Here is an 18,135-nt window from a genome sequence, read left to right as displayed (position 1 = left end):
TTATATATTCCTCATACATTAAAAAATTGTGCTATTAAAGCTTAACAAATTACCGCAGGACCTCATAGTTTATGCTAGTCAAGACGAAACTGCTTTAAAAAAATGGATAAAAGAAACCTTAAAAGAAATTAAAAATAAGCATATGGAAGTCTCTTTTCTAATAAATGAAATCGAAAATGCTATTGATAATGATAATCGTGTATTTGCATATTACAATTTAATAATATTCCAAAGAACATTGCAAGATAAAGTAAAAGATAAATATGAGAAAGAATTAGAGAAAAATATTGAAAATATAAAAAGTCAAATTGAAAAGATCGTCAAGAGATTATGTAATTCGAATTATAACGTGAAGAGTGTGAGAGAATGTTGTAAGCAAGTCAACGATATAATTCTAAAAAATGTATGGGACTACATTTATGAGATAACAAGTTTAAAAGATAGAAAACTCGACGAAATGTTGAGAAACCTTAAACAAATATCAAATCATGTTATACATGGGTTTAAACTACCAGAAGGGAAGATAGATATGTTTGATTTAGTTATATTAACATATGCGGTTAGAGTCTTACTGTCATTACTCTAAGCTCCTTTGCAGTTATGAGTTTTCTACGTATTTTCAAACCTTCTTCATCTTTCATCAACTATTTCCTTTTTCCACTCGGATTAATGTTGATCTAACCAAATTCCTGCTGGAATATTTGATGTAGAGTTTTAAGTTTTCATCGTATTGTAAGTCATTCTTTAAAAACAACCGTGCTAGTTATAAATATCACAATTATACTTATATGTTCTTTCCTTATTTATTTAAGCGCATATTCTTTCAATGTGTTAATTAAACGCTTCTATCTTTTCCCAATTTAGAAGAAAATATTCAATATATATATAGTTCAATATATATGTATATGTAGGCTTAACATTATTAATCTCAATAGCTTATCTGCTGAAACTTACTTTTTTATCATTACGATACGGAAAAATAATAGTTCAGCGGGGGATAGGAGATATAGCCCTTATATTACGCATGTAAAGGAGCAGTAGTTTTGATCCTATCAGTTTCAATATTGCCTTTGAAAATATTTCCTAATCCATGGAGAGAATTATGAGAAAAAAGAGAAAAGTTACTCGGTTGGAAGTGTAAAAATTTTTATACGTAACAGCTGTTTAGAATATCTCCTAATGAAGGTTTCTAAATGGAAAAAGTTATTTAAGCCTTATCAAACTCTCAATAACACAAAAAATAATCTATAACACAATAAATTTTAATAAATCATAATTATAGATAGTTTAATTATGCAAGCGTCATCTTTGAAAATTGCTGTCAAGAGAGTGATAAACGATAAAGTGACCCTATTACTCATCATCCTATTTTTATCTATTATCATTATTATTTTGATTACCTCTTTTATTCCTCAAGCTATTAAAGTTATTTCCATACTTGGAACTATTTTTGGAGTTATTTTAGGTAGATATTTAGACACGCTTTTCAAACCTGAGTTTAAATTTTTGAAGGTTACGGGGAATGAGATAGAAGGTTTAAAGATAAGAGTCAAAGAAGTAGACCCGCAAGAAAGTGAATATATCCCATGTGACGAGAAACAAAAATATAAATGTATTCAATGTAGTATGAGATACGAAGTTGAGTATATACCTTTTGGTAGTAGGGCATTAGCTAAGAATTCAAGAGGATGGGTAAAACTTGACGATAAACATGGTGCTATGGCACCTTGGGGTTACACATATAAATATTCATTAGACATTGTTGGTGAAGAATCATTAGTTGTACTTTTTATTAGATTGAAAACTGATAGTTCCGGACAAGGTACGAGTGATAAGAGCTCATTAGAAGATGTTAACAAATTATTAGGGAATATTGATAAAATATGCTTTACAGTGCCTCCAGGCGAATCTTCTGAAGCTTGGAATCGTATATTAAATCCATGCTTTAAATTTGACGACATACGAGATCTGGAGTTAGACGTCAGAGTTGCTGCTGAAAATGTTAATGGGAGTGTAAATAGATGGAAACTTAAGAAATTCGTAGAGGAGTGTTTACAGAACTATAAACCATCATAAGATAGTGGTAAAAACAAGGAGCGTAAACAATGATTGATATCGATACTTTAGCAATTAACTGAGATTAGATCTAGGAGCGAGAAAATTGCACAATACTGGTTCAATACATCTTAGAGAAGAAAAGTCTCTATATTTTATTTTTTAATTAATGTATAGGAGTTTCTTGAAAATGACGTCAGTATGTGACGTTTAGTTTTTCCAATATAAGACTAAGGTATATTTATACTACACTATATACTACGCTTGAACTATTTACGATTACTTAAATCTTTTCGAAGAGAATTTACGTTAGTATTTGAGGTTTAAGGCAAGTTTACGTAAAGTACTATCCATTCCTCAAAATATTCCATTCATTCTGTTATTTTCTTCGGCTTTTCTTTTATATATAGCAATATCTCTACTATTCTTTCTGCTACTTATATCTGTACCTAAAATCTCTCAGCTTTCTCTTTAAGCTCTCGTAAAATTAAGGCATACATTTTCTCTTTATTTATACAAGTTCTCCAAATTGGAATGACCTCTCATAACGACCATAGCTAAACTACCTATTAACGTCAAAGAAATCTTTTAGGTTGACTACTCGGTTTAACTAGTTTCCTTGACAACTTGTGAAAATAATCCTTAATTCTTTAAGATCCATTTAAATAATTAGAGGGTTAAGTGAAAGTGATGGACCCTTACAAGTTATATTATACAATTTTGAATGAAATGGAGATTGCTAAAGAGGACATAATCCATTATAATGCTGAGGTTGAGAATTATTACTTCTCTCTAGTTGTGTTTAAGACCAAGTACGCAAACCTCTTTGAACCTGGGGATCAAGTACTTGTAGGAAATATCCCCGGAACTGTAATATCTTCACGCGGTGGGAGGTTATTAGTTAAGTTTGGAAAAGACGTTCATTTCCCTAAGAAAAAAGTGTCTATCCGCGATAATGAGTTACTAATTAGTTATCTTGTCCAATTAGAACTACTCGAAAGAGCATTTAACACAGGGGGTGTAGTAGATTATGTTCGAGGTTTTAAGATATTTAACCATAATGCATTAGATTTATTCTTCAAAGATGTTGAATTACCACCTCTTTCACAGAGAGTAAGTGTTAAAGATGTTGAATTAGATGAGCACCAGAATAAGGCGTTAAACTCAGCACTAGATTTGAACGATAATGAGTTACTTCTTATAATTGGCCCACCTGGCACTGGTAAGACTAGGGTGATAAGTAAGATAGCCGAGGCTTTATCTTCACGAGGAGAAAAGGTGTTAGTAACTTCTCACACAAATAGGGCAGTTGATAACGTTATTGAGCTCTTAGGTAAGAGGATTCCAAATGACATTGTGAGGGTTGGGATGGTTGAAAAGGTCTCAAAGGAGGTAAGACCGTTCCTTCTGACCCCTCAAGTTAGGGAACGTGCTAGAGATATTCTCTCTAAGATCGAACTTGAAATTGAGAAATTATTAGATGAAATTTCTAGGGGTAATACTTCTCCTCTCGTTTACGAAAAGTTAAGTGAAGAATTAGAGAAGAGGAATGCGTTAATCAGTAAGATTTCAGAGGAAGTGCTTAAAGACGTTAAGGTTGTGGGTTCAACGCTTATTAAGTCCCAGTTAGCACCACTCACAAATATATCATTTGATACTGTAATAATTGATGAGGCGAGTCAAGCATCAATAACTTTGGCCTTATTGGGAATGGTTAAGGGGAGGAAGTGGGTGGTTGTTGGTGATCATAACCAATTGCCACCAATTTTAAAGTCTATTAATGACGATGATGAGGTTGCAAAGTACAGCTCCTTTATTACACTAATAGAGAAGTATAAGCATAGGAGTCTTTGATTGAGAAAGCATTACAGAAGTAATGTTAAGATAATTAATTTTGTTGCTAAACATGTGTATAATAACGAGATTGTTCCAGATTCGAGGTGTTTTAACCTATCTCTACATATTAAGTCGGACTTCCCTCTACTAGATCCTTTAAAGCAGGTAGTGTTTGTGCACGTTAATGGTAGGGAGGTAAAGGTTACTGAAAATAAGGTGAGCAAGAGTCTTTATAACGAGATGGAAATCAAAGCTATTAAGGAGATTGTCCCTTGGTTAAGAGGTGTAGAGGTTGGGATAATTTCACCTTATAGGGCTCAGAGGAATAGGTTGGTTGAGGAGTTAAGTGACTACGATGTTGAGATTAATACTGTTGATGCGTTTCAAGGGAGGGAGAAGGATGTGATAATTTTCAGTGTGACTGCTACTACTAATGATCTGAAGTTTGCTACTAATAAGCGTAGGTTGAATGTAGCCTTTACTAGGGCTAGGTATAAGCTGATTGTTTTAGGTAATGAGAATAGTATAAGGAATTTACCAAATGATAATTTGTTAAGAAATTATGTGGAATATGCATACGCTAATAACAGTGTTTGGGCTTATGAAGGAGGAGGTTTTGTACTTAAAAATTTATGATGAGATGTGTGTTGCTTTAACAATTACTAGAACTATTATACTAACTCGTGGAGAGATTTTAGTATATTACCTATATAGTAGTTTCCTAAAAATTACGTATGGCATATAACGTTTAACTTTATGGGGGTTAAGGGGGCGAAAGTCCCCTTCCGTGAGGGATAGCCCCCTTATAGAAAGATTTTTATAGTTTTTGAAAAATACATGTAACTATGCGGAAAAGATTGAGCAGAAATGCACATTCAGTTTACGTGCTTTACTACCACTATGTCCAAGTAGTCAAGTACCGCAGGAAAGTGTTCGACAATGAGGAGATCATAAATTTCTTAGAAAGAAACAATTCGTGAAATAAGCAAAACATTCAAAGTTATAGACATTAGCGTTGACAAGGATCACTTCCACATATTCAAGGCTAAACCAACCCTTAACATACCAAGGTACATAAACGCTATAAAGACAATAACCTCAAGGGAGATACAGAGAAAATTTCCACAAGTTATGGAAAGGACATCTATGGTCCCCATCCTACTTCTTGGCAACTAGCGGACAAGTTACGTTAGAGGAGAACTATGTGGAGAGCCAAGGAAAAGAGTAACGTAGTACAACTATCCTTCAAGTACAAGATTTACCCGTCTAAAGAAGTAGAGGAGAAACTCCTCAGAGTAATGCAAGTTGAAGCAAAAGTTTACAACACGTTGTTAGACGTTATTACGAAAGCGAGAAGAGAGGGAAAGAAGATAACCCCAAGTGACACCCAAGCAATGATCAAGGACTTGAAAGTTGAGGGAAAGGAACTGGTATACTCAAAGGCCCTCCAAATGGTAAACAATGTATTATGGTATAATATTAGAGCACTTCACGAACTCAAGAAGAAAGGAAAGAAAGTTGGTAAGCTCAGATATAAGAAGATCCTCAAGTTCATAAACTACAACCAATCTGGCTTCAAGGTTGAGGGAGATAAGCTAATTCTCTCAAAGATAGGTTCCGTAAAGGTACTCTTTCACAGACCTTTAGAAGGGAGAGTGAAGGGAGTGCTTATAGTGAAAAATGCTACAGGCTGGTATGCCATATTCCAGATTGAGGTTGAAAAGAAACCATTACCAAGTAACGGTAGGAGAGTTGGTGTTGACGTTGGTGTTGAGAAACTAGTTACAACATCAGATGGTATTGTTATAGAAAATCCAAAAGTGTTCGACAAGATCGAGAAGAAAATACGTCTTGTCCAACGAATATTATCTAGGAAAAAGAAAGGTTCTAAAAACTATGAAAAGACTAGGGTTAAGCTCGCAAAACTTCACGAACACGCAAAGAACGTTATGAACGATTACATACACAAGATAACCACATGGCTAGTGGAACAATATGACGAGATTTACGTTGAAGATCTGGAAACTAAACAAATGGTAGAGAGACCAAAAAGCAAGACCCTTAGGAAGCATATTCTTCACTCAAACTTCTCCCTCTTCCTTCATCACCTCTCCTACAAGGCTGAAAGAGCTGGTAGGAGGGTGGTGAAGGTAGACCCAAGAAACACGTCAAGGATGTGTGCGAGATGTGGTTATGTGAGAAACGACCTTACTCTTGCTGACAGAACATTTGTTTGTCCTAAGTGTGGTTGGGTGGCAGATCGTGATTATAATGCTTCTCTAAATATTCTTTGTGCGGGGTCGGGACTGCCCTTAGTGCCTGTGGACGGGAAACCTCTACTATACATTCCCTTTTCAGAGGGAGTGTATAGCAAGTTTCCCGGAAGAAGCAGGAAATCCTCATCGCGAGGTGGGGATGCTCCGTCCGCAAGGGCGAAGTAGTTCACATGGGAAATGAAAATATCTGATAATGAGTCAAGAACGTCCTAATTGTATTTGTGCTAACTTTTGCTATATATGTGATAATAAAATGGAGTGCTGCAGTAAAATTAGCTCATTAGTAGGAAAGGATGTAACAACTACTATAATAATCGATGTTGAAAACACACAAAGAATTATCAATATAGCAGAACTATTTAGCTCTAGAAATGTATAATAATTGGACTAGATGAAAATAAAAAGAATTCTCTCATCATTGCTATGATTGAGTTTAAAACAATAATGACTTGTAATCAAAAAAAAGGAGATATTATTCAAGAACTCCTACTGTGAACAATTTGCACAATACTGCGGGTGTGGCATTGTTTTAATCTTGGTATTATCATCCTAAGAAGTTTTTAAGGTATTTCAAATTGACGTCATTTTCAGGAAACTACTGTAAGTATTATGGAATTGTGTAACTTGTATATCTTACAGTAATTCCCTTAGGGATTTAATTATTTTTAATTCGCCTCCGATATCTATCTCCTCTAAATTATAACCATATCTATTAATATAAATTACAGATAATCCAGCATTATGTGCACCAGCTATATCCCAGGGGTTAGAAGATATGAAAATTGCTCCTTCAACTAATTTATAAACTTCTCTAGCTGGCTTGTACTTTTTAACTCTTTCAGCAGCTATCATTTCATCAAAATATTCTAATAAGTTTGAATTTTTCAGTAGTTCTCTAACCATCCATTCATCACCATTTGTTAACGTTACTTTTCTTGCCTTTATTTTGGGTAAAGCTTCTATTACGTCTTCGAAAGGTTTAAGATTAAGCCATGCCCTCATGACTTTGTTTACGTCTAAAGAGACGTTAAACTTCTTCATGGCGTGCATTAATGCCTTTCTTGTTATTTCCCAAAAACTTTCATATCTATTCATAATTGTTAAAAGCCAGCTATACTCTAGTTGTTTCCTCCTCCACTCATTTACTAACTCCATATTTCCAACTTCCTCGACTATGCTATTAACGTCAAATAAAGTACCGTATACGTCGAATGCATATAACATTTCATATCACATTATAATTGGATAGTAACCTTCATTAATTAATTCTGCTATGCCAATATGACTGCTTTCATTTCCAATCAATCTTACCCCAATTTTCTCAATTTTTTCTTTACCTCCTATATGTGAGGGAGATGCACAATAACCACATGCTCCATACACTATTCCCTCTTTTATAGCAAGTTCTATATACTTTCTCAAACTTTCATTTTCAAAAGTCTTAATTCCTCCTCCATCGAAATGTATTAAAACATCGTGACCATTTTTCTTTAGTTCCATAGCATATAGGATAGCGTGAGCTACTTTCACCATGTTACCTCTACTTTCCGTAGGATCAGTTAACACGGAGATTAGATATTTCATGACTCTCCATTAACACGATTAAATAGATAATATAAAAGAGTAAGTCAAAAATATTTTTATCATGTAACAATAATGACTTGTGAAAAACGTCAAAATAAATTTGAAGAATCCTTATATTAGCGTTTGATGAATAGTAGCATATGACGTATTCGTTTAAGTGCAAAGATGTAGGACAAAAATGCGATTTCGAAGTGAAAGGTGCTATGTCGGAAGATGAACTAATGGCAATAATTAAGGCGCATGCTGAAAAAGCTCATAATATTAAAGAAGTCACACCAGAAATGATGTCGATGATACAAAAAGCAATTAAGAAAGAGTAATGATTATCATAATTTTTGTAACAAGTTATTTTATTTTTTAAGGGTTTTTGAATTCTCCTAGATAAAGTGATTCAGTATTCCTTTGCAGATTGTAAGGGAACGTAAGAGGATCTGGAAATCCTTCCGGAGATTATTCCAGATCACGATAACAGTAGACCTCAACTGCAACCTAACTGTAATAATATATTATATTCAATCTAATTTTTCTCTTTTCTCTCTAGATACGCTTAATAATATCTTCATTGGATCACTCTTACAATCTGCAAAGTCAAATTGACGTCATTTTCAGGAAACTACTAAAGGAGTAATGCAAATGTTTCAAATGCATAGAATTGTTGTCCACACTCGTAGAAAGTATAATAACTGTTATAAACCAACTAAATAAAATGATTTTATGGACGAAATAGATAAGAAAATTATTATTGAGCTATTTAGAGGAAATACATCCTTAAGGCATATATCTAAAGTACTTAAAATTTCACATCAAGCTGTACACTATAGATTAAAAACTCATATTAAAAACAGAATCTTAAAGGGCTTTAGTATATATATAAATCCTAATGTTTTAGGATACTTACATTCTTTTATAATTATTAAGGGGTATGATCATGGTTATGACTTACCGTATGTTACATCTAAGTTTTTGTGTATAGAAGGTTATACTATCTATGAGGTCATTGGGAAAAGTGAGAAAGAGTTAGAAGAAAATAAGAAAAGAATATTAACATTAACTAAAGGCGAAAAATTTATGGAAATAAATGTGAACAAAAATATTTCCATTAATAATATTGATAAGCAAATAATACATCTTTTAAAATTTAATCAGAAAATTGATCTTGGCGAGTTATCATTAAAATTAAATCTTAATAAGAGTAAAATTTCTAATAAAATAAAAAAATTATTTAATAGTGACTTAATTAAAAAAATTCCTCTAGTTGATCTACAGAGAGCTAATATCGTAATGTTTTCGGTATTTTCCGATTCTTACATTAATGAATTTAATGATTTAGAAATATTAAAATTTTCAGACTCTGAAAAAACTTTTATGATTGGTGTAAGTGAAGATATGCTTTCATTAACTAAACGCATTAAAAACGCGTTAGAAGAGAATAAGAAATTTATTATAAGTATTAAATATGATTACAATATCTATGAAAATATTATATAATCAGGAGACTATAACCCAGCCCGGGGGACAATTTAAGGCTCCTTTGCAATTTTAACTCCCTCTCAGTGATCCAATGAAGATATTATTAAGGGTATCTAGAGAGAGAGTGTGGTCAACAATTTAATTAATTTGAAATTAATCGTATAAGTTGCTTCTATTATAGAAATAAATCCTTTTATTTAGCGTAATACCTTTTTGGGTGAGCACGGGATTTTTATTGGTGAGCACATGATGAACAGATGGAACATCCCCGTGCTCACCCAAGTTATTTTAATCCTAATGGAGTATATTAATCTTAAGCCAAGATTTCACGTTAGGGAGGAGGTCGCGTTAAGCCTAGCGAGTTATCTAGCTGGCTTATCCTCTTGGAGGACTACGTTACCACATTCCACCTTGCTTTACTATTACAAGAGGCTTGGTAGCGTTAAGTACGTTGTGTCCTTGAGTCTTTACGCTATTGACGAGACTAAGGTTGTTTGCGTTAGGGGTAATTACTATTACGTTTGGATCGTTAGGGATGTTGTGACAAAGGCTATTCCTTTCTTCATGGTCACTAGCTTGAGGAGTGGTTTTCACGTGTTAATTGTCCTAGTTAACATGAGGGGGATTGAGGAAATTGCGAGTAAGTACTTTAAGAGGGTTGATCGAGTGATTTACTTGCATGACGGTTTACCAGCTTATAATGCATTTGACTGGTTTAATGTTGGGCACAAGTGGGTTACGTTTGGTAGGAGGGATTACGCTGAGCAGGGGTTTAGGACATTGAAGCATAGGCTCTCCTCTATGGACTTTCATTTCCCTTGGAGTTCAAATAGGTTAACGATTACGAGTTGGCTCTCTACCTTCTTCCTAATCTACAACATTCTTTACACTCAAGTGTATTTAGTGGATAGGAGAGTGATAATAAATGCAAATATTTCAAATGCATGAAATTGTTGACCACACTCTAGAGAGAAAAGAGAAAAATTAAATACCAGCAGTTATCATATTTTCCCTTAGTAGTACCGAGTCCACGGTACTACCTAGAAAGTTTTTAACATTCTAGGTCATTTCATTAAAATATATGAAAAACGAGATCAAGGACTTGGTAAGTAGAGCTAAGGCAGAACTCGTAAACACCATCAATTTCGTAGTAGGAACACTAAGGATGCAAGGACTAACAAAAAAGGTCGCTATTGCTCTCGCCTTAATCGCATTCATAAGCGATAGAGCTAGCGTGAAGAACATCTCACAAACGTTCAACCTAGATTACAACAACCTACTCAAAGCGTTAGAGGAAGTGGAAAAAGCGTGGACGAACTACCTAGACAAATTAAGAGAACTAATCAAAGGACCAGTAATAATCATAATCGACGACACGTTCGACCACAAGGAATACGCTAGAGCTAGAAACAGAGCGAGCGGACAAGGAAACTACATCATGTGGTGTCAAGCACACAAGAGATTCGAATCCGGAGTCCAATTACTAACAATCGCAATCTACGATCTGAACACCAAGAAAGCTTACATGATAGGAGCCTTCCCCTACGCTACTAGAGAAATGTACGAGAGGGGAATGGTGAAGGAGTTCCAAACCAAGATCCAGATGGCCTCTGCATTAATGAAGCTGCTGAGAGCGAAGTTTCAAGTGATGAGAGTCGTCTTCGACTCTTGGTATTGGTCGAGTGAGCTCGTAACTGACAAGGTAGTGTCTGAACTGAAGTCCAATAGGAGAGTCCTCAGAGTCAAGTCAATCCAGGGGACCCATGATGAGGTGGAGGGTCACCTTCACGTGGGCGATCTACCCCCTGGAAGTTACTTGGTTGACTTGACCCTGAAGGACAAAGTTATTACAGTTAAGTTGTTCGTCGAGGAATATAAAGATTACGGCAGGAGGAACCTCTATACTACTGACCTATCCCTTAGCAAGGAAGAGGTTGAGGAGACTTGGAGGATAAGGTGGGAGATCGAGAAGTTTCACAGGGACATTAAGGTTCTAGGTCTTCAAGATACCTCTTTCTTCAAGAGGGTTAGGCTTCAAGGTTATGTCCTCCTCTTCGTGATGCTCGTTAACGCGGTTAGGGAGCTATTGGTCTCCCTTAACTTAAGGAGCGTTGAGGAGTTGTTGAGGTTCGTTGAAAGGCATTTAGGAGGGATAGTGGGATTAATGAAAATCTTTAAACTACGTTAAAATCTTATAACTGCTGTTAAATACCTTAAAAACTTTCTTAGCAGCACCCGCAGTATTGTGCAAATTGTTCACAGTCATTGATAACTTGATTCACTGTATGTATTAGGGTCATGTAGTTACCGGTAACTGTACTATGAAGAATGCCTAATAGTGAAAAATAGCATAGGTAACAAGACGATGAGTATTGGAAAAATATTGGTAATAGCTTTCATGCCACGTCAACCTCTATTATTCTTATTTCACCCGGTATATATCCAAGATAGTTAATTTTATTTCTTATATTATTTATTACCCTATTTATATCAGTATTTTCATCTATGGTAATAAATGTCAATCCCTCCCTTAAATCTACTTCCACATCCTTTACACCGGTTATCTCCTTTAAACCTCTATTGACATTGGCAGCACAATGGTCACAGCACATACCTTTTACTTCAACCTCTAATTTCCTCATATCTACTTTCCCTATCCATAATTAGATATTTCCAACTTTTATTCTTTAGCTATACTTCTCTTTATTTAGTTTATTTGACTGAAGTATTGGACACTCATAATGTCCAGTATACTCTGAAGCCCATTTAAATAAAGGAATTATCACTTTCCTTAACTTCTTCCCTTCACGAGTTAGTGAATATTTAACCCTAGGAGGTGAAGAGCTTATTATCTCTTTTTTAATTAGTCTCATATTCTCCATAGTTTTTAATATATCCGATAACGCCTTAGGACTAAGACCATTAATACTATTTAAAATGGAATTAAACCCTACTTCACCCTCATTACCTATAGTATTTAGGACTAGGAGTAACCATTTCCTAGAAACTAAATTTATAGTCTCCATTAATGGGCAACTCTGCTGTTTACTAACTTTATCTCTCTTTACCATATTAATTGCTATAAACTTTATAGTTTATAAACATATGTAACTATTATATGGTTGATGACAGAAGAACAAAATCATAGAAAGATAGAAAGATTTTACGTAGGTGGTATGGCTTGTGCGTTTTGTGCATCAACTATAGAGAAAGGTTTAAAGAAAGTAAATGGAGTCAAGGAGGTAAAGGTTGTCTTAGAATCAGGTGAGGTGTTTGTAAAATATGATCCTTCGTTAGTTAGCACTGAAGCTATTAAAAAAGAGGTAGAAAAACTCGGATATTATGTATCAGATAAGAGTCAATATTCTAATGAGTTATTAAAAGATTCAAGAAAAAGGTCCATAATTAGCTGGAGCTTAACTACGTTTTTGGGCTTACTATTTTTCTTTGAATTTAAACTTTTTCCCATTATAACTAATTTTAACGAATTTTATATCTTCTCAATATTATTGACTTCTCTAAACTTATTCTATATAGCGTTACCCATTTATAAAGGGGCATTGTATGCTATAAGGAAAGGAATATTAAATGAACATGTTTTATACGGTGTTGCAGGAATCTCCTCATATGTTTTAGGTATTATAGGGATTTTAAATTTTAATGTAAATTTAGTTGGTTTCTTGTTCATATCATCTCTACTTACATCGTTACACTTATCAGCTGGATGGATGGGAGCAGTGTTGAATAATAAGGTTGAAAAAGCGTTCCATAAAATTATTGAATTAAGACCTCCATATGCTCATTTAATTAATGGTGTGGATGTTCCAATAACTAAACTAAAGAAGGGGGATGTAGTTATAGTTAAGCCAGGAGAGAAAATACCATTAGATGGAATAGTAATAGATGGTGAGAGTGAAGTAAGTGAGGCAATAATAACCGGGGAATCCGAGTTAATACTAAAGAGGAAAGGAGATATGGTTATAGGAGGATCAACCAATGGAAGTGGATATTTAAAAGTAAGAATTACAGAAGATTACGATAATAGTTACTTATCTAGAATAATTGGTCTAGTAAATAACTCAAAACAGAAAAAATCTGCTACATTAACTTTCTTTGATAAAGTTATTGATAGGATATGGGTACCGTTGGCTTTAGCTATATCAATCTTTACCGTAATTTCTTGGGGAATTTATGGTATTTTAATAGGCGAAAATTTGTGGTTATATGGTATTATTAATGGTCTACTCGTATCGGCTATCGCTTATCCATGTGCTATAGGTTTTTCAAGTCCTTCCGTGGCTCTTTCATTATACGAAAAAATGTTACGTAAAGGAATGATAATTAAGAATTCAAACGTATACGAAAAAATTAAAGATATTAACATAGTTATTTTCGATAAAACTGGCACTCTAACTTACGGTATACCAATTGTTACAAGGTTTATTGGTGATTCTATTAGTTTAATTTATGCAGCATCTGTTGAAGCTTTATCATCTCACCCTATAGCTAAGGCTATAGTTAGATATGCTAAAGAAAGAGGAGTTAAAATCATAGATGAAGTGAGAGATTTTGAAGAAATTCCCGGAGTTGGTGTTAGAGGGAGGATAGGTGATAATTTTATAGAAGTAAAAAAGGCTAGGAATAGCAATAGTGATATAATAGTTTACATAAATGGTAAACCAAAAGCAACTTTCAATATCTCAGACGTTCCAAGAGCTAATCTAAAAGATCATTTAAAAGAGTTAAAAAATGAGGGATTAGAGCTCGTAATCTTAAGTGGTGATAGAGAGGATAAAGTAAAAGAACTTGCTAAAGACTTAGATATTCAAGAGTATTATTCAAGTTTATCACCAGAAGATAAGGTGAAAATAATCGAAAATTTTAAGCAAAATGGAAAGAAATGTTTAATGATAGGCGACGGTGTTAATGATGCTGGCGCATTGGCTTTAGCTGACGTTTCTGTTGTTATGGGCAATGGTGTAGATATTTCAAAGAATGTAGCAGATATTATCCTAGTTAGTAACGATATTGGAACCTTATTAGGATTAATTATAAATAGAAAAAGATTAAGTTATGCTATTCCATCTAATATAATATTAGCATTAACATACAATGGAATTGGCATACCGTTAGCTGTAATTGGAATATTGTCTATGAATTTAGCAATGATTATAATGATATTAAGTCTGTTTTCGGTATTTATCAATTCTAGAATATTTACGAAAATAATAAGATTCTGAATTGTATGTGGCATGTAGCCATCTTATTCGAGAGCTATTAGTAAAATTATATCAGTATCTATAATATACTGTACTATTGTCAGGTAAGTCTCGTTCAAGTTATCTCCCTTGAAAATACATTATCAGCAGTTATAAGATTTTAACGTAGTTTAAAGATTTTCATTAATCCCACTATCCCTCCTAAATGCCTTTCAACGAACCTCAACAACTCCTCAACGCTCCTTAAGTTAAGGGAGACCAATAGCTCCCTAACCGCGTTAACGAGCATCACGAAGAGGAGGACATAACCTTGAAGCCTAACCCTCTTGAAGAAAGAGGTATCTTGAAGACCTAGAACCTTAATGTCCCTGTGAAACTTCTCGATCTCCCACCTTATCCTCCAAGTCTCCTCAACCTCTTCCTTGCTAAGGGATAGGTCAGTAGTATAGAGGTTCCTCCTGCCGTAATCTTTATATTCCTCGACGAACAACTTAACTGTAATAACTTTGTCCTTCAGGGTCAAGTCAACCAAGTAACTTCCAGGGGGTAGATCGCCCACGTGAAGGTGACCCTCCACCTCATCATGGGTCCCCTGGATTGACTTGACTCTGAGGACTCTCCTATTGGACTTCAGTTCAGACACTACCTTGTCAGTTACGAGCTCACTCGACCAATACCAAGAGTCGAAGACGACTCTCATCACTTGAAACTTCGCTCTCAGCAGCTTCATTAATGCAGAGGCCATCTGGATCTTGGTTTGGAACTCCTTCACCATTCCCCTCTCGTACATTTCTCTAGTAGCGTAGGGGAAGGCTCCTATCATGTAAGCTTTCTTGGTGTTCAGATCGTAGATTGCGATTGTTAGTAATTGGACTCCGGATTCGAATCTCTTGTGTGCTTGACACCACATGATGTAGTTTCCTTGTCCGCTCGCTCTGTTTCTAGCTCTAGCGTATTCCTTGTGGTCGAACGTGTCGTCGATTATGATTATTACTGGTCCTTTGATTAGTTCTCTTAATTTGTCTAGGTAGTTCGTCCACGCTTTTTCCACTTCCTCTAACGCTTTGAGTAGGTTGTTGTAATCTAGGTTGAACGTTTGTGAGATGTTCTTCACGCTAGCTCTATCGCTTATGAATGCGATTAAGGCGAGAGCAATAGCGACCTTTTTTGTTAGTCCTTGCATCCTTAGTGTTCCTACTACGAAATTGATGGTGTTTACGAGTTCTGCCTTAGCTCTACTTACCAAGTCCTTGATCTCGTTTTTCATATATTTTAATGAAATGACCTAGAATGTTAAAAACTTTCTAGGTAGTACCGTGGACTCGGTACTACTAAGGGAAAATATGATAACTGCTGACATTATGTTCAACAAAGTAAGGCTTTAATCCACCATTTTCTCACTCATCTTAACCCTAGTATCTTATATAGGTTTGCCGGCAACTTTAGCGAAATCCAAAGGGTGAGAATTGAATACAGTTTGTTTTTATGAAATTTCAATAAAACTTCTTCTCCTTAACCCCAATAAATTTCACTTACCTAATAAAGGTTGAATCATGATACTAGGAAAGAGAAAGATCATGATGATCTTTCTTCCTCTCCTTCTCCTCCCCTTTTCCCAACTAACAACTTTATGATCAAATTCAGATCATTCTTTAGCTCACCGAATTTCGAATTCATATCAGAACGTAGATCATCAAACCTGTTATCAATATGCTCAAATTGCTTATCAACATACTCCTTAAACCTAACAAACTGAGAATCAACATACAACTTCATCTCCTCGAATTTTTTGTCCGTATAAGCCCTCGACTCCTCGAACTTCTTCTCAGTGAAGGCCCTCGACTCCTCGAACTTACTATCAACATAACTTCTAAGATCTTCAAACTTCTTGTCAGTCTCTTCGAACCTCTTATTAGTCTCTTCAAACTTCTTGTCAGTATATGTTCTTAATTCCTCGAACTTCTTATCAACGTAGCTTCTCAAATCCTCAATTTTCTTATTAGTCTCCTCGAATTTCTTGTCCGTATAGGCCCTCGATTCCTCGAATTTCCTCTCTGTGTAATCCCTTAAGCCCTTAATTTCTTCTTTGACGCTCATGATCTCCGCCTTAGTATCGTCAAACCTCTTATCAACGTAACTTTTCAGATCGTCAATCTTCTTATCCATATCTTGCCTCAAGTCATCGATCCTCTTACTACTCAAATACATCATTAGAAATAAGTAGTCTTGCTCAGACAACTTCTTACCCTGCCTAGACTTCTCCACCAAACTCTTAGCGTAATCAGTAACAACATCATTAAGCACTTGAATGAAAACATCCATGAATAAAACTCTTAAAAACCAATATATAAGTATAGAGACGAGCGAAAGTAATAACTCAAACAATATCCACACCTAACATATGAGACTAGATTGACTATTCTTGAGACTAATTTGTGATCGCTGGAGGGAGTGTGGTCAACAATTTCATGCATTTGAAATATTTGCATTTATTATCACTCTCCTATCCACTAAATACACTTGAGTGTAAAGAATGTTGTAGATTAGGAAGAAGGTAGAGAGCCAACTCGTAATCGTCAACCTATTTGAACTCCAAGGGAAATGAAAGTCCATAGAGGAGAGCCTATGCTTCAATGTCCTAAACCCCTGCTCAGCGTAATCCCTCCTACCAAACGTAACCCACTTGTGCCCAACATTAAACCAGTCAAATGCATTATAAGCTGGTAAACCATCATGCAAGTAAACCACTCGATCAACCTTCTTAAAGTACCTACTCGCGATCTCCTCAATCCCCCTCATGTTAACTAGGACAATTAACACGTGAAGACCACTCCTCAAGCTAGTGACCATGAAGAAAGGAATAGCCTTAGTCACAACATCCCTAACGATCCAAACGTAATAATAATTACCCCTAACGCAAACAACCTTAGTCTCGTCAATAGCGTAAAGACCACTCAAGGACACAACGTACTTAACCCTACCAAGCCTCTTGTAATAGTAAAGCAAGGTGGAATGTGGTAACGTAGTCCTCCAAGAGGATAAGCCAGCTAGATAACTCGCTAAGCCTAACGCGACCTCCTCCCTAACGTGAAATCTTGGCTTAAGATTAATATACTCCATTAGGATTAAAATAACTTGGGTGAGCACGGGGATGTTCCATCTGTTCATCAAGTGCTCACCAATAAAAATCCCGTGCTCACCCAAAAAGGTATTACGCTAAATAAAAGGATTTATTTCTATAATAGAAGCAACTTATACGATTAATTTCAAATTAATTAAATTGTTGACCACACTCCCACTAAATACACTTGAGTATAAAGAATGTTGTAGATTAGGAAGAAGGTCGAGAGCCAACTCGTTAACCTATTTGAACTCCAAGGGAAATGAAAGTCCATAGAGGAGAGCCTATGCTTCAATGTCCTTGCTCAGCGTAATCCCTCCTACCAAACCCTCCTATGCCCAACATTAAACCAGTCAAATGCACTATAAGCTGGTAAACCGTCATGCAAGTAAATCACTCGATCAACCCTCCTAAAGTACTTACTAGCAATCCCCCTCATGTTAACACGTGAAAACCACTCCTCAAGCCATGAAGAAAGGAATAGTTACAATATCCCTAACGATCCAAACTTAATAATAATTACCCCTAACGCAAAAGTCTAGTCAATAGCGTTTCAAGGATACTACATACTTAA

The 18,135-nt window shown here is 35.2% G+C and carries 16 protein-coding genes and 4 pseudogenes; 12 read left to right on the top strand and 8 right to left on the bottom strand.

Annotated features, from left to right (window positions below):
* Window positions 1–28 precede the first annotated feature (28 nt).
* The 7 genes and pseudogenes from GFS03_RS03970 to GFS03_RS13650 all read left to right on the top strand — a co-directional run bounded on the left by GFS03_RS03970 (window position 29) and on the right by GFS03_RS13650 (window position 6,546).
* Window positions 29–586 (top strand): hypothetical protein, encoded by a 558-nt coding sequence (locus GFS03_RS03970; RefSeq protein ID WP_153422613.1) that lies wholly within the window; start codon window positions 29–31, stop codon window positions 584–586.
* 707 nt (window positions 587–1,293) lie between these two features.
* Entirely contained in the window at window positions 1,294–2,076 is a 783-nt protein-coding gene (locus tag GFS03_RS13285) for a hypothetical protein (protein ID WP_153422612.1), read from the top strand.
* A 669-nt stretch (window positions 2,077–2,745) separates the two neighbouring features.
* Window positions 2,746–3,909, top strand: coding sequence for an AAA domain-containing protein (locus GFS03_RS03960; protein ID WP_238699265.1), 1,164 nt, complete (start codon window positions 2,746–2,748; stop codon window positions 3,907–3,909).
* Complete coding sequence (locus GFS03_RS03955; RefSeq protein ID WP_153422610.1) at window positions 3,910–4,527, top strand: AAA domain-containing protein; 618 nt, start codon at window positions 3,910–3,912, stop codon at window positions 4,525–4,527. It abuts the gene before it with no gap.
* A gap of 209 nt (window positions 4,528–4,736) precedes the next feature.
* Window positions 4,737–5,119 (top strand): annotated as a pseudogene (gene tnpA / locus GFS03_RS03950) (IS200/IS605 family transposase).
* Window positions 5,094–6,332 (top strand): RNA-guided endonuclease InsQ/TnpB family protein, encoded by a 1,239-nt coding sequence (locus GFS03_RS03945; protein WP_153422609.1) that lies wholly within the window; start codon window positions 5,094–5,096, stop codon window positions 6,330–6,332. The pseudogene tnpA and the gene GFS03_RS03945 overlap by 26 nt, the downstream one beginning before the upstream one ends.
* An 88-nt stretch (window positions 6,333–6,420) precedes the next feature.
* The gene (locus tag GFS03_RS13650) at window positions 6,421–6,546 is read left to right on the top strand and encodes a hypothetical protein (protein WP_256365645.1); all 126 of its coding nucleotides are present in this window, start codon (window positions 6,421–6,423) and stop codon (window positions 6,544–6,546) included.
* A 254-nt stretch (window positions 6,547–6,800) separates the two neighbouring features.
* Here GFS03_RS13650 and GFS03_RS03940 read toward each other — a convergent pair whose 3' ends face one another.
* A complete protein-coding gene (locus tag GFS03_RS03940; protein ID WP_153422608.1) occupies window positions 6,801–7,391 on the bottom strand; it encodes a haloacid dehalogenase type II in 591 nt (196 codons plus the stop codon).
* 6 nt (window positions 7,392–7,397) lie between these two features.
* Complete coding sequence (locus tag GFS03_RS03935; RefSeq protein ID WP_153422607.1) at window positions 7,398–7,751, bottom strand: hypothetical protein; 354 nt, start codon at window positions 7,749–7,751, stop codon at window positions 7,398–7,400.
* A gap of 140 nt (window positions 7,752–7,891) precedes the next feature.
* Between GFS03_RS03935 and GFS03_RS03930 the strand changes: the two genes are divergently transcribed.
* From GFS03_RS03930 to GFS03_RS03915, 4 genes and pseudogenes are all read left to right on the top strand, one after another.
* Window positions 7,892–8,071 (top strand): DUF1059 domain-containing protein, encoded by a 180-nt coding sequence (locus GFS03_RS03930; RefSeq protein WP_153422606.1) that lies wholly within the window; start codon window positions 7,892–7,894, stop codon window positions 8,069–8,071.
* 394 nt (window positions 8,072–8,465) lie between these two features.
* The gene (locus GFS03_RS03925) at window positions 8,466–9,239 is read left to right on the top strand and encodes an Lrp/AsnC family transcriptional regulator (protein WP_153422605.1); all 774 of its coding nucleotides are present in this window, start codon (window positions 8,466–8,468) and stop codon (window positions 9,237–9,239) included.
* A 220-nt stretch (window positions 9,240–9,459) separates the two neighbouring features.
* A pseudogene (locus tag GFS03_RS03920) lies at window positions 9,460–10,169 on the top strand (IS6 family transposase).
* A gap of 133 nt (window positions 10,170–10,302) precedes the next feature.
* Complete coding sequence (locus tag GFS03_RS03915) at window positions 10,303–11,409, top strand: ISNCY family transposase (RefSeq protein ID WP_153422601.1); 1,107 nt, start codon at window positions 10,303–10,305, stop codon at window positions 11,407–11,409.
* Window positions 11,410–11,617: 208 nt separating this feature from the next.
* Here GFS03_RS03915 and GFS03_RS03910 read toward each other — a convergent pair whose 3' ends face one another.
* Together GFS03_RS03910 and GFS03_RS03905 are read right to left on the bottom strand one after the other, a co-directional pair.
* Entirely contained in the window at window positions 11,618–11,863 is a 246-nt protein-coding gene (locus GFS03_RS03910; protein WP_153422604.1) for a heavy-metal-associated domain-containing protein, read from the bottom strand.
* Window positions 11,864–11,908: 45 nt separating this feature from the next.
* On the bottom strand, window positions 11,909–12,292 hold the full coding sequence (locus GFS03_RS03905; RefSeq protein ID WP_153422603.1) for a winged helix-turn-helix transcriptional regulator: 384 nt from the start codon (window positions 12,290–12,292) through the stop codon (window positions 11,909–11,911).
* Between the two features lie 54 nt (window positions 12,293–12,346).
* Here GFS03_RS03905 and GFS03_RS03900 point away from each other — a divergent pair, with 54 nt between their 5' ends.
* A complete protein-coding gene (locus tag GFS03_RS03900) occupies window positions 12,347–14,461 on the top strand; it encodes a heavy metal translocating P-type ATPase (RefSeq protein ID WP_153422602.1) in 2,115 nt (704 codons plus the stop codon).
* 139 nt (window positions 14,462–14,600) lie between these two features.
* Here the strand turns inward: GFS03_RS03900 and GFS03_RS03895 are convergent, their stop codons facing one another.
* From GFS03_RS03895 to GFS03_RS13505, 4 genes and pseudogenes are all read right to left on the bottom strand, one after another.
* Window positions 14,601–15,707 (bottom strand): ISNCY family transposase, encoded by a 1,107-nt coding sequence (locus GFS03_RS03895; protein WP_153422601.1) that lies wholly within the window; start codon window positions 15,705–15,707, stop codon window positions 14,601–14,603.
* Window positions 15,708–16,015: 308 nt separating this feature from the next.
* The gene (locus tag GFS03_RS03890; RefSeq protein ID WP_153422600.1) at window positions 16,016–16,762 is read right to left on the bottom strand and encodes a hypothetical protein; all 747 of its coding nucleotides are present in this window, start codon (window positions 16,760–16,762) and stop codon (window positions 16,016–16,018) included.
* A gap of 144 nt (window positions 16,763–16,906) precedes the next feature.
* Window positions 16,907–17,619, bottom strand: a pseudogene (locus GFS03_RS03885) (IS6 family transposase).
* Window positions 17,620–17,715: 96 nt separating this feature from the next.
* Window positions 17,716–18,094 (bottom strand): annotated as a pseudogene (locus GFS03_RS13505) (IS6 family transposase); the annotation flags it as partial.
* Window positions 18,095–18,135: the final 41 nt, after the last annotated feature.

This window comes from Sulfolobus sp. E5-1-F, assembly GCF_009601705.1.
Taxonomy (GTDB): Archaea; Thermoproteota; Thermoprotei_A; order Sulfolobales; family Sulfolobaceae; genus Saccharolobus.
The sequence above is the reverse complement of the archived record's forward strand: the minus strand, read 5'-3'. Positions and strand labels throughout refer to the sequence as shown.

Excerpts from the sequence above, each read along its gene's own strand:
- GFS03_RS13285 (WP_153422612.1), top strand. The coding sequence starts at position 1,294 with ATGCAAGCGTCATCTTTGAAAATTGCTGTCAAGAGAGTGATAAACGAT.
- GFS03_RS03960 (WP_238699265.1), top strand. The coding sequence starts at position 2,746 with ATGGACCCTTACAAGTTATATTATACAATTTTGAATGAAATGGAGATT.
- GFS03_RS03945 (WP_153422609.1), top strand. The coding sequence starts at position 5,094 with ATGTGGAGAGCCAAGGAAAAGAGTAACGTAGTACAACTATCCTTCAAG.
- GFS03_RS13650 (WP_256365645.1), top strand. The coding sequence starts at position 6,421 with ATGGAGTGCTGCAGTAAAATTAGCTCATTAGTAGGAAAGGATGTAACA.
- GFS03_RS03940 (WP_153422608.1), bottom strand. The coding sequence starts at position 7,391 with ATGTTATATGCATTCGACGTATACGGTACTTTATTTGACGTTAATAGC.
- GFS03_RS03935 (WP_153422607.1), bottom strand. The coding sequence starts at position 7,751 with ATGAAATATCTAATCTCCGTGTTAACTGATCCTACGGAAAGTAGAGGT.
- GFS03_RS03930 (WP_153422606.1), top strand. The coding sequence starts at position 7,892 with ATGACGTATTCGTTTAAGTGCAAAGATGTAGGACAAAAATGCGATTTC.
- GFS03_RS03925 (WP_153422605.1), top strand. The coding sequence starts at position 8,466 with ATGGACGAAATAGATAAGAAAATTATTATTGAGCTATTTAGAGGAAAT.
- GFS03_RS03915 (WP_153422601.1), top strand. The coding sequence starts at position 10,303 with ATGAAAAACGAGATCAAGGACTTGGTAAGTAGAGCTAAGGCAGAACTC.
- GFS03_RS03910 (WP_153422604.1), bottom strand. The coding sequence starts at position 11,863 with ATGAGGAAATTAGAGGTTGAAGTAAAAGGTATGTGCTGTGACCATTGT.
- GFS03_RS03905 (WP_153422603.1), bottom strand. The coding sequence starts at position 12,292 with ATGGTAAAGAGAGATAAAGTTAGTAAACAGCAGAGTTGCCCATTAATG.
- GFS03_RS03900 (WP_153422602.1), top strand. The coding sequence starts at position 12,347 with ATGACAGAAGAACAAAATCATAGAAAGATAGAAAGATTTTACGTAGGT.
- GFS03_RS03895 (WP_153422601.1), bottom strand. The coding sequence starts at position 15,707 with ATGAAAAACGAGATCAAGGACTTGGTAAGTAGAGCTAAGGCAGAACTC.
- GFS03_RS03890 (WP_153422600.1), bottom strand. The coding sequence starts at position 16,762 with ATGGATGTTTTCATTCAAGTGCTTAATGATGTTGTTACTGATTACGCT.